The sequence below is a fragment of the Mycobacterium sp. MAC_080597_8934 genome, assembly GCF_000523975.1.
GTDB lineage: Bacteria > Actinomycetota > Actinomycetes > Mycobacteriales > Mycobacteriaceae > Mycobacterium > Mycobacterium avium.
Genome location: NZ_JAOS01000029.1, coordinates 213,779 through 235,320 on the forward strand (window position 1 = coordinate 213,779; position 21,542 = coordinate 235,320).

Below are 21,542 nucleotides of genomic sequence, written 5' to 3' on the forward strand. Positions count from 1 at the left end.
GGTCAGGGCTGCCAGAACGGGCTCGCCGTGAGCACTTCGGGTCCGTCGGCGGTGATCAGGACCGCTTCCCGGCCGAACACCGCGCCGACTCCTTCCTCCCATACGTATCCCGTCACGGCGAGCACCATCCCCGGCTCCAGCCGTTCGCCGGCGGCGGTCGCGGGCAGGTGCTGGGAGACCACCGGCGGGTCGAAACCCATACCCAGTCCGCGGGCCACCGGCATCGGCGGTGCCGGCTCCCCGCGGCCCGGTAGGCCGTCATCAGCTCGTCCGCCCCCACGCCCGGATGGCAGGCCGCGATCAGCTTGTCCCACAAGGCGCCCCAGCGCCGGTGCAGGGCCTCGGCGCCGCTGGGGGCGTGCTTCTTGTCGGCCGGCCAGGTGCGTCCCACTTCCCCGACGTAGCCGCCGGCCAGCACGCCGGCGGAGAATGCCACCAGGTCGCCGTCCTGGATACGACCGTCACCGTCGGCGCGCCGCCACGGATGGCTGCGCGAGGTCGCCCACGCCACATCCTGATTCGACGGGGTGCTCACTCCGCCCGCCGCGGAGGCCTCCAGGAGGACGCCGGCCAGCGCCTGCTCGCTGACCCCGGGGCGCAACTCCGAGACCGCGGCCGCCAGCGCCGACTCGGCGACCGCGATGGATTCCCGCAGCGCCACGATCTCCTCGGCGGTCTTGACGCGGCGGGCGGCCCGCATGGCCAGTTCTCCGTCGACCAGTTGCGCGTTGGGGAACACGGTGGGCAGCAGCTGCGCGAAAACCGGTGAGAGTGCGTCGGTTCCGACGCGCCGGGCGGTTTGGGTGCCGTCGATGCGGCGCAGCGCCGCCACGGTGTTGGCCGGGTTCCACGAGATGCCGTAGAGGTTTTCGTGCGGGATGTCCTCGGGCACGCCCTCGTCCCAGGTGCTGAGCAGGTGAACCGCGCCGGTCTCGCGCACCAGCACGCAGGTCGGGCCGAACGGCCGGGTGCCCGCGACCCACAGTTGCGGCGCCCCGGAGACGTAGCGAACGTTGGCCTGCCGACCGAGCACCAGCACGTCGAGGTCGTGGGCGGCCATCTGGTCCAGCGCCCGCCGGCGGCGCCCCGAGCGCAGCGTGCGCTCGTCGGGGCAGACTTCAACTGACATGACGGCCATACGGGTCATAGGGGTAGTCGGTCAAGCGGATCCAGCCCTCCTCGGTGATCACCAGAACCTCTTCGCTGCGGTAGCCGCCGGTGCCGTCCTCCCACACCACCGGCTCCAGCACCAGCACCATCCCGGCTTGCAGGACGAAGTTCTCGTCGAACTCCTGGCCGAGATCGGTTCCGATCATGGGCATTTCGGCGGCGTTGACGCCGATGCCGTGGCCCAGGTAGAAGTGCGGCAGCCACGGCTTCGCACCGCCGTTGGCCCCGATCGCGGCCCTGCCCAGATCGGCCGCGGTGGCGCCGGCCTTGGCGACGTCCAGGACCGCGGTCATGATTTCGAACCACTTGTCGAACTGGGCTTGTTGGCGCGGCGACGGGTCCCGCCCGACGATCCAGGTGCGGCCGAAGTCCGAGCAGTAGCCCTGGTAGGTAATGCTGACGTCGGTCCACAGCACGTCGCCTTCGTCGAGCTCGCGCGCGGTGGACAGCAGCGGCAGCGCCAGGTCGCCGTGCGTGGTCCATACCCCCTCGGCCTTGCTCGGCGGCATCACCTGCCAGATCGGTTCCAGCATGCTGGCCGTGGCGCCCAGCTCGAAGGCGCGCCGCAAAAAGCTTGCCGACAAGTCGATTTGGCGGATACCGGGGGCCAGCCGCTTCTGTACCTCGACCATCGCCTCGTCGGTGATCCGGATCGCGGTGCGGATGCACGACAACTCGTCCGGTGTCTTGACCGCCTTGGCGGCGCCGACGATGGCCGCCGCGTCGACGGGGGCGCCGCGGGGGAACAGCGTCGCGGCCGCGCGGGACATTGCGCCGGTGCATTCGTCGACCGCGATCACGGCGTTGGCCGGAATCAGGTCGGCGACCGTGCGCGCGAAAGCCGCGACGCCTTCGTCGAATTCGAGATAGACCGGCCCGTGCAGATGGTCGGCGGGCAGGTCCGACTCGTGTGCGGCGCCCTCGCGGAACGGCAGGAACAGGTGCGGCCATTCGTCGTCGGCGAGCACCACGGCCACCGGCCGCTCGACATAGGACAGCCCGGCGTCGCCGAGTGGCCAACTGGCGCCGGTGGCATAGACGACGGCGTTGTTGCCGAGCAGGATCATCGCGTCGACGCCGCGCTCGGCCATCGCCGCCCGGAGCCGGGTTCCGGTGTCGCGGCGCAGCCGGGTCAAGTCCGGTGTCTCCGGAATCACCAGCCCTTCACCGGTTTTGGTGTCCAGATGCGCGAGTGTCGTCACTACAAACCCAGGAATTTCGTCACATTGCCGCTGACGATCTGCGCCGCGTTCGCCGGCCCGACGGCGTCGACGACGGCCTTCAGCGACTTCTCGGAATAGCCGTAGGTGCTCTCGTTGTGCGGGTAGTCGCTGGACCACATCACCTTGTCCACCCCGATCTGGTCGATCAGCCGCAGGCCGAGCGGGTCGACCATGAACGAGGCGCTCATGTGGGTGTCCCAGTAGTAGCGCACGTCGTGCTGCAGCGGCCGGTTGAACATGTGCTGGTAGGACGCGACCAGGTGCTCGGCGTCCTGCAGCGCCCACGGCACCCAGGAGATGCCGCCCTCGAACCAGCCGATCCGCAGCCCGGGGTGATCGTCGAGGATGCCGCCGAAGATGTATTTGGAGAACGTCTCCCGGAATCCGTCGATGTTGATCATCATCCCGACGACGACGCTGTTGAACTCGGTCGGGCTCTTCGGCGGCGTTTCCCCGATGTGGTGCGTGACGGGCAGGCCCGCGGCCTCGATCTCGTCCCAGACCGGTCTCATGGCGGTGCTGGAGTAGTCGATCATGTTGCCGTCGTCGTCCTTGCCGGGATTGAGCGGCATCAGGAAAGTCTTGAGCCCCAATGCTTTCAGCTCGTCCAGGGTCTTTCTGGTGCCCTGCGCGTCCCACCAGTTGATCAGCCCGGCGCCGTAGAAGTGCCCGTTCGAGCGCTCCTGCAGCTCGGCGATGTATTCGTTGTAGATGCGGAAGGCGAGCTCGCGAAGTGTCTTGTCGGGGTAGTGGAACAGCGCCAGCACCGCGTTGGGGAAGGCCAGTTCCTTTTCCACCCCGTCCTCGTGCAACTCCTGAATCCGCGCCTCGATGTTGGTGCTCGCCGCACCGGGGAGGTCGTCGTACTGCATCAGCACGGCGCTGAAGTCGCCGGGCAGGAAAGACTGTCCCTTGCGCCCGACCTGGTAGGCGCCGTCTTCGTACCAGATCCGCGGCGCCTTATCCTTCAGGTCGTCCGGAAAGCGTTGGTAGAAGATGTCATCGGCCAGCGAGATGTGGTTATCCGCCGAGAAGACCACCGTGCCCTCCGGCAGGCCGACGTCGCTGCCCACGGCGTGACCGCGCCGGTTCTTGGGGGCGCCGTATCCTCCGGGCGGGTACAGCGAAACGGGGCTTGTTTGAGTCGTCATCATTGACCCTCCATTCGGATCCGCAATCTTTCGTGGGCTACCAGGTCACCGGGAGTTCGTAGACGCCGTAGGCGAGGCGGTCGTCCTTGAACGGAACCTCCTCGATCGGAATCGCAAGTTGCAGTGTGGGAATGCGGCGTACCAGGGTGTGGAACACGATCTGCAGCTCGGCGCGCGCCAGCTGCTGGCCCACGCATTGATGGCGGCCGTAGCCGAACGCGACGTTGCGGTCGGCGCCGGAGCGATGCAGGTAGAGCCGGTCGGGTTCGGGGAAGACGCGCGCATCCCAGTTCGCCGGGGCCAGGTCGATGATGATCCCCTCACCGGCCCGGATGGTCTCCCCGGCGATGTGGATGTCTTCGAGCGCGACGCGGCGCTGGCCGTTCTGAATGATGCTGAGGTAGCGCAGCAATTCCTCGACTGCGCTGGCGATCACCTTGGGGTCTTCGGCGTCCCGGATGACGGCCAGCTGGTCGGGGTTTTCCAGCAGGGCGAGCACGCCGAGACCGATCATGTTCGAGGTGGTTTCGTGCCCGGCGATCAGCAGGCCGGTGCCCAGCTGCGCGGCCTCCTTCACGCTGAGCTCCCCGGCCTTGACCCGCTCGGCCAGATCGGACACCGCGTCCTCGGCGGGGTTCTCCATCTTGGCCTCGACCAGTTGGGCGAGGTATTTGTTCAGGCTCATCGCGCCTTTGACGGTGTCCTCACCGGTGGCGTAGCGCGCGAGGCCGACGTTGGCGTGGTGCTGGAACATGTCGGCGTCCTCGTAGGGGACCCCGAGCAGCTGGCTGATCACCAGCGAGGGCACCGGCAGGGCCAGCGCGCTGACGATGTCGGCGGGTTTCGGTCCGGCCAGTATCGCGTCGATGTGCTCGTCGGTGATCTGCTGGATGGTCGGGCGTAAACCCTCGACACGCTTGAACGTGAAGGGTTTTGACAGCATGCGCCGGAACCGGGTGTGTTCTTCGCCGTCGGCGGTGAAGACCGACCGCGGACGCTTGTGCACCGTGGACAGCATGCCCGCGTTCCAGTGCGGGAAGCCGGGCAGCCGGTCGTCGACGCTGACCCGCGAGTCCGAAAACAGTTCGCGCACTTGCTCATAGCCTGTGATGAGCCACGGTGTGCTGCCGTCCCAGATCCGCACCCGCGACAACGGCTTCTCGTGGGCCAGCGCCATGACGTCCGGTGGCGGCGCGAACGGGCAGCCGGCCTGCCGCGGCATCGGGTAGTCCGGAATGTCGGCGGTCTGTTCGGTCGCGGTGCTCGTCAGGGTGTCTGACATGGTGTTGTTCCTCGCCGTGTCGTCATTCTTCAACGCGGATGGCCAGGGCGGGGCAAGCCGCCGCCGCGCGGCGCGCGCCTTGCGCCTGCTCGGCCGTGGGATGGGGGTTGAGCAGGACGACGACGCCGTCGTCGTCGCGCTGGTCGAACACCTCGGGGGCATTCATCACGCAGTTCCCCGACGATGCGCAAAGGTCTTGGTCGACGGTCACTTTCATCTGCCCAGTCCTTCACTCGTACGGCGTCACGGGCGCCAGCCACAGGCCCACGATCGCGTCGATGAGGCCGGATGCCGCGGCCCGCCAGGAACGATGGGAGGTCGACGTGCCCGCGGCGAGCGCACGTTCACGGTCGGCGCAGGTGTGCATCAACAGGTTTCGAGCCATGATGTTGCGTTCGAAGTGCACTTCGGCCGGCAGGTCGGGCAGGCAGCGGTTGATGCCCTCGACGACCTGCACCAGCGACGGCGAGCTGAGCGCGCCCTTGACGATGATGTTGTAGTAGGCGGGATCGGTCATCGCCTGCGCCGCGAACCGCGCATACCAGGTCGGATTTCCCAGCTCCTCGAGGTGGTCGGTGAGGGGGCGCACCAAACAGGCCACCCAGCTGCGCAATTCGGCGTCCCGGCCGCCCCCGGTGCCGGACTCCAGCAGCTCGGCGACCATCTGCTCGCGCAGCTGCTCGACGGGCCCGCGGTGCTTGTGCTCGATGGCGCGCACCAAATCGGCCTTGGTGCCGAAGTGGTAACCGACCGCGGCGTTGTTGCCCTGTCCGGCGGCCTCGCTGACCTGTCGATTGGAGACGGCGAACATGCCGTGCTCGGCATAGAGCCGCTCGGCGGCCACCAGGATCGCCTCCTGGGTGGAGCTGGCCCGCTCGGTGCGCACGGGCCGTCCGATGGTGGTCATTGCGCTAGTCAACCGCGCCCGCGCCTTTAAGTCAAGCGATTGATTTAAAATTTCGGCGGGTGTCATCCCTGCCGCTTCGAGCGCATCGCCTTGCCGGCCGAGGTCCCGCCGTCCACCGGCAGCACCGTCCCGGTGACGTAGCGCGAGCGGTCGGTGGCGAAATACAGCGCCGCCTCCGCGACGTCGTCGGGTGTGCCCTCCCGCTTGAGCGGCCGGTCCTCGCGCATTCCCTCGCGGATCCGCGCCTCGAACCGCTCCCGCTGCTCGGGGTCCATGTCGCCCGCCGACTTCCCGAGAATCGGCGTCGGTATGTTGCCGGGCGCGATGGCGTTGACGCGAATGTCATAGCGCGCCAGCTCAATTGCCGCGGCCTTGGTGAACTGGATGACCGCTGCCTTGGAGGCGCGGTAGGTCATCACTCCCCCGCCGGCCTGGATCCCGCCGATCGAGGTCAGGTTGATGATCGCCCCGCCGCCGTTGTCGGCCATGTGGCGCGCCGCGTCTCGGGTACCGGCCATCACGCCCAGCACGTTGACGCCCATCACCCGGTGGAAGTCGGCGAGGTCGTCGTCGAGCAGCCGGCGCAACGGGCTGGAGATTCCGGCGTTGTTCACCATCACGTGCAGCCCGCCGAATTTCTCGACGGCGGCCGCGACCAGAGCCCCGACCTGTTCGATGTCGGAGACGTCGGTGCGGCGGAACACGGCCTCACCGCCCAGCTCGGCGGCCAGCCGCTCTCCCCGCTCGGTCTCGATGTCGGCGATGACGACCCGCGCCCCTTCGGCCACAAAACGTTCCACGATTCCGCGACCGATGCCGGACGCCCCGCCGGTGACGATGGCAACCTTGCCAGCCAGTTCGTTGACCACACGACGAGTTAATCGGCGGCAACGGTGTTAAGTCAAGCAACTGATTTAAGGGTGGCCGGGAATGCGGCGGCCGATCGGTCGGACCCGACCCGTGCGACACGGCCGGAATCGATGACGGCGCTTGCATTCCGGCCGACACACGAGCACGGTATTAGGGCGCCCGAGGCCCACTCGACGAAGACGGGGAGCGACCAATGCCTGTGCCGCCGGCCGGTGATACGCCGTCGGAACGAAGGCGGCTCAGCAGGCGCGGTTTCATGGCCGCCGGTATGGCCGGCGGATTGGCGCTCGCGGGCTGCGGCCAGTCCAAGCCGGACCCGTCGCGCAACACGCGGATGGCCGCCGCCATCGCCACGGCCGAGGCCGCCCGGCCGCACAGCGGCCGCACCGTAACCGCGCACCTGACACCGCAACCGGTGCAGATCGATTTGGGCGGACCCGTCGTGCGCACGCTGGCCTTCGGCGACTCCATCCCCGGGCCGGTGATCCGCGCCGCCATCGGCGACGAGGTCGCGGTGACGGTGGCGAACCGGCTTGACCATCCGACATCGGTGCATTGGCACGGCATCTCGCTGCGCAACGACATGGACGGCGCCGAGCCCGCCACCCCCAACATCGCGGCCGGACACGACTTCACCTACCGGTTCTCGGTGCCCAATCCCGGTACCTACTGGGCACATCCGCACACCGGCCTGGACGAGGACACGGGTCTTTATCTGCCGGTCATCGTCGACGACCCGGCCGAGGCCGACTACGACGCCGAGTGGATCGTCGTGCTCGACGACTGGACCGACGGCGTCGGCAAGAGCCCGGCCCAGTTGTACGGCGAATTGAGCAATCCGAACAAGCCGCCACGCAACCCGCCCGAGACGACGACGTCGACCACCCCCACCACGACCGAGACATCCCCGGCCACGACGACCGAGACCACGTCGACCACCCCGACGACGGCCGCCGCGGCTCCGCCCGGCGTGGGCAGCAGCGAGCTGCTCGGCGGCGACGCCGGCGACATCGCCTACCCCTACTATCTGGTCAACGGTCGAATTGCGGCTTCCCCCAAGATATTCAACGCCAAGCCCGGCCAGCGGATACGGATTCGTCTGATCAACACGGCCTCGGACACCGCGTTCCGGGTCGCACTGGCCGGGCACTCGATGACGGTGACGCACACCGACGGCTATCCCGTGGTGCCCGCTCAGGTCGATGCCCTGCTGATCGGCATGGCCGAACGCTACGACGTCACGGTGACCGCGGGCGACGGTGTCTTCCCACTGGTCGCCGTCGCCGAAGGCAAGAACGCGCTGGGGCGGGCCCTGCTGTCCACCGCCGCGGGCAGCACACCCGACCCGCAGTTCCAGCCGGGCGAACTCACCAAACGGGTGGGCACGGTGGAGATGTTCACCGCCACCACGCCGGTCAACCTGGGCCGCCCCGATCCCGGTCTCGACCTGCCGATCGTGTTAGGCGGCAACATGATCCAGTACAACTGGACGATCAACGGCGAGCCGTACAGCAAGACGAATCCGCTGCTCGTGCACGAGGACCAACGGCCCACCCTCTCTTTCGAGAACACCACGATGATGTATCACCCGATTCACCTGCACGGGCACACATTCCAGGTGACAAAGCCCGACGGCAGCCCGGGCGCCCGCAAGGACACCGTCATGGTGCTGCCCAAGCAGAAACTCGCCGCTGTCCTGTCCGCCGACAACCCCGGCACCTGGGTGATGCACTGCCACAACACCTATCACCAGGTCGCCGGAATGGAGACCCGGCTGGACTACGTTCTGTGACGCCACCTGGTTGCGCTCAGGCGGTCGCCAGAAAATCCATCAGCAACTGGTTGACCACGGACGGCTGCTCGATCTGCGGACAGTGCCCGGCATCGTCCACCACGACCGAGCGCGCGCCGTCGATCTGCTTGGCGATCTGAGCCGACCAGCCGGCGGGAAGGAGTTTGTCGCCTCCGCCCTCCACGACAAGCGTTGGCACACGAATGCGTTCGTAGGCCCGGGCGCTCGACGGCGTCGGGGACGGCGTGGCACCCGGCCGCCGGAACCTGGCCGCGGCGATGGCCTCCCACGCCCCCGGCGCGGTGCTGGACTCGTGCCGGCGGCGCACGTAGTCGTCGTCGGCGGGATAGGCCGGGTCGAAGAACAGCGCTTCGACGATGCGGCGCATCGCGGGCAGCGTGGCGTCGTAGTTCTGCAGCGCCTCGAAATACTCGTTCTGCTGGATTTCGCCGCCGCCGCAGATGATCACGGCGCTGCGGACCGGCCACAGCGGGCTGTCCGACGTGGCGTCGGTGAGCAGATTGATGGCGCCCATAGAATTGCCGACGAAGTGCGCCGACTCGACGCCGAGCAGTTCGCAGAACCGGGCCACGTGCCGGATCCGCATGCCGCGACCGTCGACGAAGTCGATGACCTTGGCGGACCCGCCGAAGCCCAACTGGTCGGGCGCCAACACCCGGTAGCGCGCGGCGAGTGCGGCGATGTTGCGTTCCCAGCCGAGCTCGGCGCTGGCCCCGAACTCCCCGCCGTGCAGCAACACCACCGGGTCGCCCTCGCCCGCCTCAAGGTAGCTGGTGACCAGGCCATCGACCGACATCGTTTTGCGATGAATCTCCATCGCCCGCCTTCTCTATTTGATCGCGATCGGGTTCACCGGCGAACCCACTGCCCCCACAAACCTCAACGGCGGTGCGACAAGCTGGAATTCGTAGACGCCGTCGGCCGCGCAATCGGCCGACAGCGCGCTGAGGTCCCAGTACTCGCCGAGCATCAGCCCCATGTCGCGCAGGGTCAGCAGGTGGAAGGGCAAAAACACCCCGTCGACGCCGGACACCGGGTCTTCGACCTGCAGGTTGTCCGAGGCGACCGCGGCGACCTCGTGGTCATGCAGCCACTGGGCGCATCGCCAGTCCAGCCCGGAATACGGTTCGGTCTTGTTCCCTGTTTCCAAATATCTTGTCCACCAACCGGTCCGGATGAGCAGGATGTCGCCGCGCTCGATCGTCACGCCCTGGGCGCGCACGACGTCATCCAATTCCTGTGGGGTGACCGGGTTTCCGTGCTCCAAGAAGACCTCCGCGCCGCGATGGCGCACCAGATCCAGCAGCACCCCGCGCGACGTGATGCCCTTGCCGTCCACCTTCTCGATGCCCAAGCGGCGGGCGCCCAGGCTGGTCACCGAGCCGGCGGGGACGCCGTTGTAGAGCAGGTCGTCGTAGTAGACGTGCGACAGCGCATCCCATTGGGTGGCCGCCTGCAGCGGCATGATGATCATGTCGTCGTTGAACCGGAACAGGTTGTCGACGAAGTAGGGGCCCATCTGCGCCGCCGTCGGGTTGCGGTCCCAGCCGGGTCCGTACTGGGCCAGCGTGGCGGCGTCGCCGCCGTCCACGGTCATCACGTGGATCGGGTTGTGCCGAAAACCGAAGGCGCCCTGCGGTCCTGACGAGCCGAAGTCTACACCCAGCGGAAACACTTTTCCGTGCTGTACCAGGCTGGCGGCCTGGGCGATCTTTTCCTCGGTGATGAAGTTCAGTGTGCCGAGCTCGTCGTCATCGCCCCAGCGGCCCCAGTTGCTGACGTCGCGGGCGGCCCGGCGGAAGTCGGTCACACTGGCCACGGAGTACGCCCTTCCTCGAGTTCGCGAGCGATCGCGGCGCCCACGTTTCCGCCGTCGACCCACACCACCTGGCCCGAAATATAGCTGGCCGCATCGCTATTGAGGAACAGCAGCACGGCTGCTTGCTCGGCGGGCCGGCTGACCCGGCCCAGCGGTTTGGGGATGTCGTCCAGGAAGCCCTGCCCGTAGGCGGTGCGCAGCTGATCCAAGATCGGCGTCTCGGTGACCCCGGGGCCGGTGCAGTTGATGCGGATACCACGAGCACCCAGCGGGGTGACGCTGCGCATGGTGTAGAGAATCAGGGCTTCCTTGGACAGTTGATAGCCGGTGCCCAGCTCTTCGGGATGGCTTGTGCACCAGTCGATACCCTCCCGCATGGTGGCGGTGTCCAGCAGCGGCGCCACCTGCCGCAGGTGCTCGCGGTACCCGGCGGCGGCGAGCGAGGACACGCTCACGATGGACGACCCGGCCACCATCTTCGGGATCAGCGCCTCGGTGAGTTGGCGCGTGCCCAGGAAGTTGACGGTCACCACCAGCGGCGGGTTGCCGATCCCCGAGGACACGCCCGCGATGTTGAACAGCGCGTCGACGGGGCCGTCGATGCCGGCCGCGGCGCGGTCGATGGACTCGGGATCGGCCAGGTCCACCTCGTGGAACTCGCCGAGTGCGCAGCCGGGCCGGCGCTGGTCCAACCCGATCACGTCGGCGCCGAGTTGGCCGAGCTGGCGCACCACCTGCTCGCCGATGCCCGACGCGCATCCGGTCACCACCGCGCGGCGGCCGTCATAGCGCCACAGCGCGTCGATCTCTGCCACGTTTCGCCCCGAAATCCGTTGAGAACTACTTCTTCTGCTGCTGTTGTTCCTTCGCCCGCTGCGCGGCCTGGACCCGGCCTTCGTTGATCTCCGCCATGGCCTCGGGGATCTCGCTGGCGGTGAACTTACCGCCCCGGCCGGTGGGCAGTCCACCGAACGAGTAATTCTCGTCGAACTGCGGCGCGGTCGACTTCGGCCGGCGCGCCTCCACCTTTTCGATCACCGGCGCCAGCCTGGTGGCCTTGTCGGCCACGGCTTTTGCGTCCCGCTCGATGAATTCGGGGAGCACCTCTTTGCCCATCAGTTCGATCGATTCCATGGTGCCCTCGTGGCTGCGCGGGTTGAGCAGCAGGATGATCTCGTCGACGCCGCTTTCCTCGTAGCCGCGCAGGAACTCGCGCACCGTGGCCGGCGATCCGATCGCGCCCCGCCCGGGGCCGTAGGCCAGCGTCGGATCCTTTTCCACCTCTTCGAGATACCGCTTCCACACACCCGTCCGCCCGGGCGTGTGCACGCCGGTCATGTAGTAGTGCATGATCCCGAACGAGAAGAAGCCGCCGCCCTTGCCGAGCCGCTGCAGCGCCTCCTCGTCGGTCTTTGCCACCATCATCGACAGGTCACCGCCGATGGCCAGGATGTTCGGGTTGATCGCCGGCGTGACGGGCACGCCGTTCTCCTCGAACTCCTTGTAGTAGCCGTTGACGCGCTCGGTCAGCGGGCCGGGGCCGGTGTAGGCGAAACTCAAGGCGCCGATTGCCTTTTGGGCGGCCATCTGTACGCTGGCCGGCCGCGTGCAGGCCACCCACACCGGTGGGTGCGGCTTTTGCAGCGGCTTGGGAATGACGTTGCGCGCCGGCATCTGGACGTGCTCGCCGTTGAATCCGCTGAACGGTTCCTCGATCATGCAGCGGATCGCGACCTCGAGGGCCTCCTCCCACTGGGCCCGCTTGTCGGCGGGGTCGATGTTGAACCCGCCGAGCTCACCGACCGACGACGATTCGCCGGTGCCGAACTCGACGCGGCCGTTGGACAGCAGGTCCAGGGTGGCGATGCGTTCGGCGACCCGGGCGGGGTGGTTGACCGCCGGCGGCAGATGCATGATGCCGAAACCGAGCCGGATGTTCTTGGTCCGCTGACTGGCGGCGGCCAGGAAGATCTCCGGCGCCGTGGAGTGACAGTACTCCTCGAGGAAGTGGTGCTCGGTCAGCCAGACGGTGGAGAAACCCGCCTTGTCGGCCGCCTCCACCTCGTCCAGGCATTCCTGCAGCAGGACGTGCTCGTCGTCGGGGGCCCAGGGCCGCGGCAGGGCGAATTCGTAGAACAGCGAGATTTTCATGTGCTACCTCCTATGAGTATTAGCGGCTCGGTTGGCGACTTGGGCCGCAACGTGTTTCGCCGCGACGTAGCCGAAGGTCATGGCGGGGCCGATGGTGGCCCCCGCACCGGCATAGCTGCGGCCCATCACCGGCGCGGAGGTGTTACCCACCGCGTAGAGTCCCGGCACCACGGTGTCGTCGGCCCGCAGCACGCGGGCGTGTTCGTCGGTGCGCAGGCCGCCCGAGGTTCCGAGGTCCCCGAGCACGATTCGGAAGGCGTAATACGGCGGATCGCCCAGCGGATACAGGTTGGGGTTGGGCAAGGTCGGGTCGCCGTAGTAGTTGTCGTAGACGCTGTCGCCGCGGTTGAAATCGTCGTCGTGGCCCTTGCGGGCGAGTTCGTTGAACCGTCGCGCGGTTTCGGCGAGCTCCCCGGCGGGCACCCCGATCTGCGCCGCCATCTCGTCCCACGTCATTGCGGCCTTGACGACACCCGATTCCAGCCAGGCCGGCGGGATCTTGCGGCCGGTGGGCACCGGCGCCCCGGGGATCTTCGGCAGCGGCAGGTGCCCGCCGATGACATAGCGGTTCCACGACCTGTGGTCGGTGATCAGCCAGCACGGGATGTGGGTGACACCGGATCGCTGGCCCTCGATCATGGCGTGGCCGAAGTCCATGTACGGGGCCGCCTCGTTGATGAACCGGCGGCCGGCGCCATTGACGATGAACTGCGCCGGCATCATCCGCTCGTTGAGCATGAATTGCATGCGCCCGTCCGGCCATTGGATGGCCGGGAACCACCACGCCTCATCGAGCAAGTCCGTTGCGGCGCCCACGCTTTGGCCGGCCCGGATGCCGTCCCCCATCGCGGCCGGGTTGCCGAAGCTCCAGTCCTGGTCCACCTCGGGCAGCAGCTCCTTGCGCCAGGCGAGGTCGTGGTCGAAGCCACCGGAGGCCAGGATCACGCCGAACCGTGCGCCGATGCGCTGCGGCTTGCCTTCGCGTTCCACCACCGCGCCGCTGACAGCTCCCTGCGGGTCGGTGAGCAACCGCACCATCGGCGAGTCCAGCCACAGCGGGACACCGCGGTCGCGCAGCGCCAGCCGCATCCGGGCGGCCAGCGACTGCCCGATCGCGGCCATCCGCTCGCCGAACACCCGCGCCCTGACCATCCGGGCGATCAGCTTGAGCAGCACGGCTTTGCCCGCCCAGGACTGCCGGATCCGGTAGAAGGTGCGTAACTCCTTGGGGCCCAGCCAGATTCCCTTGGGGGCCAGGGCCAGCGGCTGCAGCAGCTTGTGCTCGTCGGGCCCGAGCTTGCGCAGGTCGATGGGTGGCACGTTGATGGTGCTGCCGAGTTCGGAGCCGCCGGGCAGCTCCGGATAGTAGTCGGCATATCCGGGCTTCCAGACGAATTCGAACCATCCGGAGAGGTTTTCCAAGAATGCCAGCATCTGCGGCGCGGTCTCGACGTATTGCCGTATCCGCGCCTCGCTGACCAGCCCGTCGGTGATGTTTTTGAGGTATTCCACCACCCCTTCCGGCGAGGGCGAGTAGCCCTCCCGCCGCTGCGCGGGCGCGCCGGGCACCCAGATGCCGCCTCCGGACAGCGCGGTGGAACCCCCGAAGTGGGAGGACTTTTCGACGATCAGCGCATCCAGCCCGGCGGCCTGGGCGGTGAGCGCGGCCGTCATCCCGCCGCCGCCCGAGCCGACGATGAGTACGTCGACGACGTGGTCGAAATCGGTCATTTCGGTCTTGCCGTTCTGATGGCGAATCCGGCGATCAGTTCGGGGGCGGGCTTGTAGTAGCGCATGGTCGTCTCGTAGGGACCGGCCGCCTGCAGTGCCGCGAATGCGGCCACCCAGGTGCGGATTTCGTGCGCGGAGCCGCCGCCCTCGTGCGTCACGAACGAATTCGACCAGCGGTCCAATTCGCTCAGCGAGCCGCGGTCGATGATTTCCAGGAACCGGTGATCCCAGGTCGGGTTGAGCGGCTGCAGTGCACTGTCGCCGGCGGCGAAGCTCCTGGCCGCGTCGATCACCGCGGCCTGCCGGGCCTGGCGCTGCTCGGCCGTCATCGGCGCGCCGTGCACGATCCGCTGCAGCACGGGCTCGGGTGCGGTGGCCAGGGTGGGTACCGGCGGACTGTGCGAGAGCCCACCGGATCCCATCACCAGCACCCGCTTGTCCAGCGTGGCCACATAGGTGCCGACGGCGGCGCCCAGCGCCCGGCACCGGTGCATCGGCCCCAGCGGCACTCCGATCGCGTTGACGAAGACCGGTATCACCGGACGCGAAATGGCCGTGCCGAACAGCTTTTCCAGCGGTTGGACGGTCCCGTGGTCGACGTCCATGCTGGCTGACACGGCGATGTCTACCCCGGCGTCGAGGACGGCTTGCGCGCAGTCGACCGCCAGCTTCTCCGGGACGTCCAGCGGTCCGGCGTGGGTGCCGTAATCGCCGACGCCGCTGGCGCTGGTGCCGATGCAGAAGGGCGGCATCACCTTGTAGAAGAACCCGTTGTAGTGGTCCGGTGAAAAGATGACCACGAGCTGCGGGTCGTAGTCTTCGACGAAGCCTCGCACCCGGGCGATGGCGGCGTCGATGTCGTCAAGCAGGTCCCGCGACGGCCCCGGAAGATTCAGGAGCGGGCTGTGCGACATACAGCACAGAGCCAGTGCCACTTTGCGGATCACCTCCTCGCGGCGTGAGCGTCAGCGCGTCGAACAGCGCCGCGCTCAGGTCGGGCGCGCGCTGTGCGATGCAGGCGCCGGCGATGCATCGATCGGGACGCAGGAACAGCACCGATTCAGCGTGGGTGTCGAACCAGGATTTGAGGTCACCGCGCCGGTCGCCGACGACCACGACGTCGGGATCGTCGTGCCCGGTCCAGTGCAACTGTGTGGCCGGACGCAGTGCAAAGAAGCGGGCGCCCAAGGCTTTCCAGTTCGCGAACGCCGTCTCGCCGAGGATCTTGCGCGGGTTGTTGTTCCAGCACAGCACGGCGAACCAGGGGCCCAGCACGTCGTCGAGCAGCACGTCCTGCTGGTCGCGGGTGTCCACCCGCGGCTGGATGAACAGCGTGCCCACCGGGGAGTCGGCCCGGCCGGGGTTGGCGTGCACGACGGCGCCGTGCTCGTAACGCGGCATGGGCTTGAACCGCATCTCCAGCACGTACCGCTTGAGCGTCGGCACGATCGACGCCGAGCGCACCAGCAGGTCGCGGGCGCCGGCCACCCGGCGGTTGGTGGGTGAGATGACCCGGCCCACTATGGTGGACAGGTCGATCATCGCGCGGGCATGCTTGCGGCGCTCCATGTCGTAGGTGTCCAGCAGCTTGTCGCCGGCCCGCCCGCTCACCACCGCGGCGAGCTTCCAGCCCAGGTTCGCCGCGTCGCGGATCCCGCTGTTGTAGCCCTGTCCCTGCCAGACCGGCATCAGGTGCGCGGCGTCGCCGGCCAGCAGCAGCCGGCCTCGGCGGAACTCGCCGGCGATCCGCGAATGGTGGGTGTACACCCGGCGCCGGATCACGTCGACCCGGTCGGGGTGCGGCACCATCCGGGCCAGCATCCGCGTCAGGAATTCCGGGTCTTCGGCCTGTTCGTCGGACTCGTCGGCGTGAATCATGAACTCGAAGCGGCGAATTCCGTGCGCGATCGAGATCGAGGCGTACGGACGTTCGGGGTCGGCGCCGACCTCACTGTTGGGATGCCCGAGCGGGTCGTTGGCGATGTCGACCACCAGCCACCGCGTCGACGACGTCGTGCCGTCGAAGGACACCCCCATCACCCGCCGGGTCATGCTGCGCCCGCCGTCGCAACCGACGACGTAGCGGGCGCGCAGCCGGGCGGGGTGGCCGTCACCGCCGCCATCGCCGACATTGCCGCCGTCGCCGCCGAGTTCGACGTTCACCCCGTCGGCGTCTTCCCGGCAGCCCGTCATCGGGCTGCCCCAGCGCACCTGAACGTGCGCGAACCGGTCCAGTCCGGCCAGCAGTTCGGCGTCGACGAGCGGTTGCACGAATCCGTTTCGCTTCGGCCAGCCGAAACGCGCGTCGGGCGGGGCCATTTCGGCGAGCACCCGGCGTTTGGCGTCCATGAACCGCAGGATCTGGTTGGGCACGGTGTGCGGCAGCACCCGCTCGACAAGCCCGATCGACTGGAAGGTGCGCAGCGCCTCGTCGTCCAGGCCCACCCCGCGCGGGTAGTCGATCAGGGTGTCCCGCTCCTCGACCACCACGGTGCGGATGCCTTGCAGGCCAAGGATATTGGCGAGCGTCAGGCCGACCGGACCCGCACCCACCACCAGGACGTCGGTGTCGTGGTCGGTTGCCCGTGGCCCCGGCGCGACCATCAGCGGCCCAGCAGGAAATCGAGATGCAGCCGATTGAACGTCTTGGCGTCCTCGTACTGCGGCCAATGACCGCAGCCGGGCATCACTTCGAAACGCGCGCCCGGAATCATCGACGCGATGCGGCGGCCCTCGCTGACATCGGCGGTCGGGTCGTCGCTCGTCCACAACACCAGCGTCGGCGCGATGATCGAGCCGTATTCGGCCGGGCCCAGAATGTTGCGCGCCCGAATCTCGGGGTCCTGCAACGCCATGATGTCGCGCATGGCGGCGACGAACCCCGGTTGGCGGTAGACGCGCTGGCGGCTGGCGACCAGGTCGTCGTAGTCGCGGGACTTGTCGGCCATCAGCCATTTGATCCGCGCTTGCACCGTCTCCCAGGTGGGGTTTTCGGCGGCGGCCATCGACAGCGCGATAATCCGTTGCATCACAACGGGATCTGCCTGCGACCCGCCGGCGGTGTTGAGGACCAGCCGGTCTACCACGTCGGGATGGTCGATGGCCGCGCGGGCGGCCACCCAGCCGCCCAGGGATTCGCCGCTGATGCTGGCGCGCTCGACACCGATGGTGCGCAGCACGGTCATCAGGTGCTCGACGTAGTGGCGGACCTCCAGCGGATGGCCGGGCTTATCGGTGTAGCCGTGGCCCAGCATGTCGATCGACCAGGTCCAGAAATGGTCGGCGTGCGCGGCCAGGTTGCGGACGTACGCCTCGGCGTGACCGCCGGACCCGTGCAACAGGACCAGCACCGGCTTGCCGGGATCGCCGGCGCGCAGGTAGCGGGTCCGGATGCCGCCGGCATCGAGGTAGCCCTGCTCGAACGCGACGCCCTGGAGGTCACTCCATATGCTCTCGAACTCCGCCACGGTTCCGTCCGGCCTCCAGATCGGGGAAATCTCGTTCTCGTTTTCGACCTACGTGTGTGCTAATATCGCACAGTGACGTGCGCTATATATAGAGCTTCGCTCTCACGGGAAGGTCTGTCAAGGCTGTGACGGGTTCTGGGACCGGTTCGCAGACCCTGGCCAGGGGTCTGACCGCGCTGCAGATGGTGGCGGATGCCCCCGCCGGACTCACGGTGCAGCAGCTTGCCGATCAGGTCGGCGTGCATCGCACGATCGCCTACCGGTTGCTGACGACGTTGGCGGAGTTCCGGCTGGTGGCCAAGGGCGAGGACGGCCGCTACCGCCCCGCGGCCGGTCTGGCCGTGCTCGGCGCGTCCTTCGACCGCAACGTGCGGCAGCTGTGCCTGCCGACGCTGCGCGCGCTGGCCGACGAGCTGGGCACCACGGTGTCCCTGCTCGTTGCCGAGGGCGACCAGCAAGTGGCGATCGCGGTGATCGTCCCCAGCCACGTCGCCTACCAGCTGTCCTTTCACGAAGGCAGCCGGTACCCGCTCGACCGCGGCGCCGCCGGCATCGCCCTGCTCGCGTGCATGCCGCCGCGGCCGGGGGAACGTGAGCTGGTGTCGCGGGCACGCGAGCGTGGTTGGGTGACGACGTACGGCGAGATCGAACCGAACACCTACGGCCTGGCCGTCGGTGTGCGCCGCCCGGCGCCGTCCCCACCCACCTGTATCAACCTCATCTCGCACCGCGAAGACGTCGTGATGCGCGGCAAGGATGCGGTCATGCGGGCCGCGGAGCAGTTATCAAAGCTGTTGAGCTGAAGGGATTGCAGTCCATGTCATGGGACCACGAAGTCGACGTCGTCGTGCTCGGCAGTGGCGGCGCCGGTCTCACCGCCGCGCTGACCGCGGCCGTGGCGGGCGCTTCGGTGCAGGTTTACGAGAAGGCACCGACCGTCGGCGGCACCACCGCCGTGTCCGGCGGCATCGTGTGGATACCGGCCCACAACCGTTGTCCCGACGGGGAATTGACGGCCGCCGACGCGTTGAAGTATCTGCGCGCGCAGTCCCTCGGTTCGATGGACGACGAGTTGGTCGAGACGTTCGTGCGCACCGGCCCGGCGATGCTCGACTTCATCGAGGCGCACAGCGGCCTTCACTTCGAGATCGCGACCGGCTTCCCCGACTACCGGCCCGAGCTCCCGGGAGGACGGCCCAGGGGTGGCCGATCGCTGAGCGCGGTGCCCTTCGACCTTGCCCAACTGGGCGAATGGGCAACGCGGATAACGTCTTTCCCTGCCGACTGGTCCAACGTCGGGTTCGACGCCGAGACCCGGGCGCGGCTGCACGCCGCGATCGACGAACGAACAGGTCACCTGTGCGTGGCCGGCACCGCGCTGATCGCCGGCCTCCTCAAGGGCCTGCTGGACCTCGGGGTGACGCCGCGGGTGAACGCGCGGGCCGAAGAGCTCGTCGCCGAGGACGGGGAGATCACCGGGGTGCGCATCGCCTCGGCCGATGGCCGCATCGGCGTTCGCGCGCGGCGCGGAGTCATCCTGGGCACGGGCGGTTTCGAGTGGGATACCGTTCTGGTGCAGGCGTTTCTGCGCGGCCCCATGCATGGCGCGGTCTCGCCACCCAACAACACCGGGGACGGGCTGCGGATGGCGATGGCGCACGGCGCGGATCTGGCCAACATGGGCGAAGCGTGGTGGGTGCCCATCGTCCAGATCCCGGGCGACACCATCGACGGCAAGCCGCGCAGCCGCAGTGTGCGGCTGGAAAGGACGCGGCCGCGCAGCATCATCGTCAACGCGGCGGGCCGGCGCTTCGTCAACGAGGCGTGCGACTACAACTCGATGGCCGGCGCGTTCCACTACCTGGATCCGCGCGGCGGATACGTCAACGACCGCGGGTGGATGGTGTTCGACTCGGTTCACCTGCAGCGCTACGGATTCCTGGGTGTCGAACCGGGACAACCGGTTCCGGACTGGTTCTGCGAGTCGGCAGACCTCGCCGAGCTGGCCGCCAAGACCGGCATCGACGCCGACGGTCTGGCCCGCACCGTCGAGAACTGGAACCGGTATGTGGCGGCCGGCGTCGACCCCGACTTCGGCCGCGGCTCCAGTGCCTACGACGGCTACTGGGGCGACGACAGCGCGACCACTCAGGCGGGCAAGACGCTCGGGCCGATCGACACCGCCCCGTATTACGCGGTGCCGGTGAGCATCGGCGCGATGGGCACCAAGGGCGGCCCGCGCACCGATCGCGACACGCGCGTGCTGCATGTGGGCGGTGAGCCGATCCGGGGCCTCTTCGCCGCGGGCAACGCGATGGGCGGGGTGACCGGACGCGCGTACGGCGGCGCCGGCGGAACACTTGGCCCGGCAATGGTTTTCGGGTACCGCGCCGGCCACGCCGCGGCCACCGGCAAATCGGTCGACTTGCAATAGCGGCGGCTTGGGCGCTTCGCGCCCCCGCTTCGCGCCGAGCGAGTGGGCCCGGTTTCGCACCCCCGCTTCGCGCCGAGCGTGGGCCTTACGTCCCGAAACTGCCGGCTGGACGACCATAGGCCCCACGCTCGACGGGGAATCGCGGTGCGGTGAGCGGCAACCGATAGCGCCGGTGCTAGCGCAATCCAAACTCACTTCATGCCAGCCAAACTGGTGCGCACGTGACCAATGTGACCCGCAGCAGCGATCGGCGCCGTTAGTTTCTCAGAGGCACCTCGACGCACACGTGCGTGCCCACCGGAACATCCAGGAATACCAGCTCTCCCCCGGCGGCCTCCACCCGGGCGCGATGCGAGGCCAGCCCGATGTGCCCCTCGCCCAAGCGGCGCGCCACCGTCTCCTGGTTGAAGCCCACGCCGTCGTCGACGACGTGCAGGACGCACGTCCCGTCGGTGCGGCCGAGCATGATCGCCGCGGTGCGGGCCCGCGAATGCCGCACAACGTTGGACAGCAGCTCGCGCACCACGCCGAACACCACCGCGTCGATGGCGCTGCGCCCCGGATAGTCGATGTCGGTGGAGATTTCGATCCCGGACCGCTGCGCGGTGAATTCGGCCAGCTGCTGCACGGCAGCACCCAGCCCGACCTGTTCGAGCACCGCGGGATGCAGCTCGAACGTCGCCTGCCGCAACCGCTCCGAGGCCAGCTGCAGACCGGCCAGCCCCCGGCCGATACGTTCGTCATCGGGCACGGCCGCATCCAGCTCGACGAGCTCTTGGCGCACCGCCAGGATGTCTTGCAGCGGCCCGTCGTGAATGAACTCCGAGATCCTGCGCTGGGACACATCCGACGCGTTCATGGTCTGGGCGAGCAATTCCTCCCGCAACGCGCTGAGCCCGGCCACCGAGCGGGTATGGCGCTCCTCGATGCGCACCACCAAGAAGGCGGCACAACAGAGAAAGCCGTAGAGCAGGAACCGAAAACCCGCCTCCGGCAGGCGCACCGAGCTCGACATCACCGGATCTTGCAGCACGGCAATCGCGAACCCGAGCATGGAGAAGATCAGCACCACGGCCGCCCGGCGGGAGGAGACGTCGAGTCCCAGCAGGACCGGCAGCATGGCCATGATGAGCAGCGGATAGATCCCGTTGGTGGACAGCAACTGAAAGATCGTCAACGCCAGGATGTCGACGACGGTGAACGCGAACGGCTCCAGCCGGCCGACCCCGGCCAATCTGCCGATCCCGATCCAGCGGCGAAACGGCGCGAACGCCAGCGCCACAGCACCGAGGGCGATGATTCCGTACAGCAGGATCAACACGCTTTCCTGCGGCCACTCGGATCGGGCGGTGCCGATGATCATCGCCGCGACCATCAGGCCCACCACGCCGACCCGCAGCACCGAGCCGATTCGGTACGAGCGCATTTGGTGAACCGCACGTACCCGCTCCAGCTCTGCGTCCCCGGCTACCGCCACCCGATCACCGTACTCATCCGCGCCGGTCGACCCCAAGCAAACGAGAA

General features: G+C 68.1%; 18 protein-coding genes and 1 pseudogene. 3 read left to right on the plus strand and 16 right to left on the minus strand.

What is annotated here, in order from left to right:
* Nucleotides 1-2 precede the first annotated feature (2 nt).
* The 7 genes and pseudogenes from NF20_RS18000 to NF20_RS18030 form a co-directional block, all read right to left on the minus strand.
* A pseudogene (locus NF20_RS18000) lies at nt 3-1,129 on the minus strand (M24 family metallopeptidase).
* Nucleotides 1,119-2,372, minus strand: coding sequence for a M24 family metallopeptidase (locus NF20_RS18005; RefSeq protein ID WP_003873031.1), 1,254 nt, complete (start codon nt 2,370-2,372; stop codon nt 1,119-1,121). Before NF20_RS18005 ends, NF20_RS18000 begins: the two are co-directional and overlap by 11 nt.
* Nucleotides 2,372-3,433, minus strand: a complete 1,062-nt coding sequence (locus NF20_RS18010; protein WP_170945433.1) for an amidohydrolase family protein — start codon at nt 3,431-3,433, stop codon at nt 2,372-2,374. The genes NF20_RS18005 and NF20_RS18010 overlap by 1 nt, the downstream gene beginning before the upstream one ends.
* A 148-nt stretch (nt 3,434-3,581) precedes the next feature.
* Nucleotides 3,582-4,826 carry a cytochrome P450 gene (locus tag NF20_RS18015; protein ID WP_019732837.1) on the minus strand — a complete coding sequence of 415 codons (1,245 nt, stop codon included), beginning with the start codon at nt 4,824-4,826 and terminating at the stop codon, nt 3,582-3,584.
* A gap of 22 nt (nt 4,827-4,848) precedes the next feature.
* Nucleotides 4,849-5,043, minus strand: coding sequence for a ferredoxin (locus NF20_RS18020; protein WP_003873034.1), 195 nt, complete (start codon nt 5,041-5,043; stop codon nt 4,849-4,851).
* A 12-nt stretch (nt 5,044-5,055) separates the two neighbouring features.
* Nucleotides 5,056-5,733, minus strand: a complete 678-nt coding sequence (locus NF20_RS18025) for a TetR family transcriptional regulator (protein WP_019732836.1) — start codon at nt 5,731-5,733, stop codon at nt 5,056-5,058.
* Nucleotides 5,734-5,795: 62 nt separating this feature from the next.
* Nucleotides 5,796-6,602, minus strand: coding sequence for an SDR family NAD(P)-dependent oxidoreductase (locus tag NF20_RS18030; protein WP_019732835.1), 807 nt, complete (start codon nt 6,600-6,602; stop codon nt 5,796-5,798).
* A gap of 194 nt (nt 6,603-6,796) precedes the next feature.
* Between NF20_RS18030 and NF20_RS18035 the strand changes: the two genes are divergently transcribed.
* Nucleotides 6,797-8,395: a multicopper oxidase family protein gene (locus tag NF20_RS18035; RefSeq protein WP_033711024.1), complete on the plus strand. Its 1,599-nt coding sequence runs from the start codon at nt 6,797-6,799 to the stop codon at nt 8,393-8,395.
* A gap of 16 nt (nt 8,396-8,411) precedes the next feature.
* On the opposite strand, the gene NF20_RS18040 is transcribed toward NF20_RS18035, so the two are convergent.
* Genes NF20_RS18040 through NF20_RS18075 form a run of 8 tightly spaced genes read right to left on the minus strand, consistent with a single transcriptional unit; the run spans nt 8,412 to nt 17,584 of the window.
* Nucleotides 8,412-9,233, minus strand: coding sequence for an alpha/beta fold hydrolase (locus NF20_RS18040; RefSeq protein WP_019731918.1), 822 nt, complete (start codon nt 9,231-9,233; stop codon nt 8,412-8,414).
* A gap of 12 nt (nt 9,234-9,245) precedes the next feature.
* A complete protein-coding gene (locus tag NF20_RS18045) occupies nt 9,246-10,235 on the minus strand; it encodes a cyclase family protein (RefSeq protein WP_019731919.1) in 990 nt (329 codons plus the stop codon).
* Nucleotides 10,223-11,050 carry a coniferyl-alcohol dehydrogenase gene (locus NF20_RS18050; RefSeq protein WP_009975001.1) on the minus strand — a complete coding sequence of 276 codons (828 nt, stop codon included), beginning with the start codon at nt 11,048-11,050 and terminating at the stop codon, nt 10,223-10,225. Before NF20_RS18050 ends, NF20_RS18045 begins: the two co-directional genes overlap by 13 nt.
* Before the next feature lie 25 nt (nt 11,051-11,075).
* The gene (locus tag NF20_RS18055; protein ID WP_019731920.1) at nt 11,076-12,386 is read right to left on the minus strand and encodes an LLM class flavin-dependent oxidoreductase; all 1,311 of its coding nucleotides are present in this window, start codon (nt 12,384-12,386) and stop codon (nt 11,076-11,078) included.
* Between the two features lie 3 nt (nt 12,387-12,389).
* Entirely contained in the window at nt 12,390-14,117 is a 1,728-nt protein-coding gene (locus NF20_RS18060) for an FAD-binding protein (protein ID WP_023900245.1), read from the minus strand.
* Complete coding sequence (locus NF20_RS18065; protein ID WP_023900246.1) at nt 14,114-15,031, minus strand: 3-carboxyethylcatechol 2,3-dioxygenase; 918 nt, start codon at nt 15,029-15,031, stop codon at nt 14,114-14,116. Before NF20_RS18065 ends, NF20_RS18060 begins: the two co-directional genes overlap by 4 nt.
* The gene (locus NF20_RS18070) at nt 14,979-16,721 is read right to left on the minus strand and encodes a bifunctional 3-(3-hydroxy-phenyl)propionate/3-hydroxycinnamic acid hydroxylase (RefSeq protein ID WP_033711023.1); all 1,743 of its coding nucleotides are present in this window, start codon (nt 16,719-16,721) and stop codon (nt 14,979-14,981) included. The genes NF20_RS18065 and NF20_RS18070 overlap by 53 nt, the downstream gene beginning before the upstream one ends.
* Entirely contained in the window at nt 16,721-17,584 is an 864-nt protein-coding gene (locus tag NF20_RS18075; protein WP_003873045.1) for an alpha/beta fold hydrolase, read from the minus strand. Before NF20_RS18075 ends, NF20_RS18070 begins: the two co-directional genes overlap by 1 nt.
* 125 nt (nt 17,585-17,709) lie before the next feature.
* Here NF20_RS18075 and NF20_RS18080 point away from each other — a divergent pair, with 125 nt between their 5' ends.
* Both NF20_RS18080 and NF20_RS18085 read left to right on the plus strand, forming a co-directional pair.
* Nucleotides 17,710-18,387 (plus strand): IclR family transcriptional regulator, encoded by a 678-nt coding sequence (locus tag NF20_RS18080; protein ID WP_003877233.1) that lies wholly within the window; start codon nt 17,710-17,712, stop codon nt 18,385-18,387.
* 14 nt (nt 18,388-18,401) lie between these two features.
* Nucleotides 18,402-20,018: an FAD-dependent oxidoreductase gene (locus NF20_RS18085; RefSeq protein ID WP_023900248.1), complete on the plus strand. Its 1,617-nt coding sequence runs from the start codon at nt 18,402-18,404 to the stop codon at nt 20,016-20,018.
* Nucleotides 20,019-20,274: 256 nt separating this feature from the next.
* Here the strand turns inward: NF20_RS18085 and NF20_RS18090 are convergent, their stop codons facing one another.
* On the minus strand, nt 20,275-21,495 hold the full coding sequence (locus tag NF20_RS18090) for a sensor histidine kinase (protein WP_033711021.1): 1,221 nt from the start codon (nt 21,493-21,495) through the stop codon (nt 20,275-20,277).
* Nucleotides 21,496-21,542: the final 47 nt, after the last annotated feature.

Coding starts and splice junctions, on each gene's coding strand:
- NF20_RS18040 (WP_019731918.1), bottom strand. CDS start 9,233: ATGGAGATTCATCGCAAAACGATGTCGGTCGATGGCCTGGTCACCAGC.
- NF20_RS18035 (WP_033711024.1), top strand. CDS start 6,797: ATGCCTGTGCCGCCGGCCGGTGATACGCCGTCGGAACGAAGGCGGCTC.
- NF20_RS18065 (WP_023900246.1), bottom strand. CDS start 15,031: ATGTCGCACAGCCCGCTCCTGAATCTTCCGGGGCCGTCGCGGGACCTG.
- NF20_RS18020 (WP_003873034.1), bottom strand. CDS start 5,043: ATGAAAGTGACCGTCGACCAAGACCTTTGCGCATCGTCGGGGAACTGC.
- NF20_RS18085 (WP_023900248.1), top strand. CDS start 18,402: ATGTCATGGGACCACGAAGTCGACGTCGTCGTGCTCGGCAGTGGCGGC.
- NF20_RS18060 (WP_023900245.1), bottom strand. CDS start 14,117: ATGACCGATTTCGACCACGTCGTCGACGTACTCATCGTCGGCTCGGGC.
- NF20_RS18055 (WP_019731920.1), bottom strand. CDS start 12,386: ATGAAAATCTCGCTGTTCTACGAATTCGCCCTGCCGCGGCCCTGGGCC.
- NF20_RS18015 (WP_019732837.1), bottom strand. CDS start 4,826: ATGTCAGACACCCTGACGAGCACCGCGACCGAACAGACCGCCGACATT.
- NF20_RS18070 (WP_033711023.1), bottom strand. CDS start 16,721: ATGGTCGCGCCGGGGCCACGGGCAACCGACCACGACACCGACGTCCTG.
- NF20_RS18025 (WP_019732836.1), bottom strand. CDS start 5,733: ATGACCACCATCGGACGGCCCGTGCGCACCGAGCGGGCCAGCTCCACC.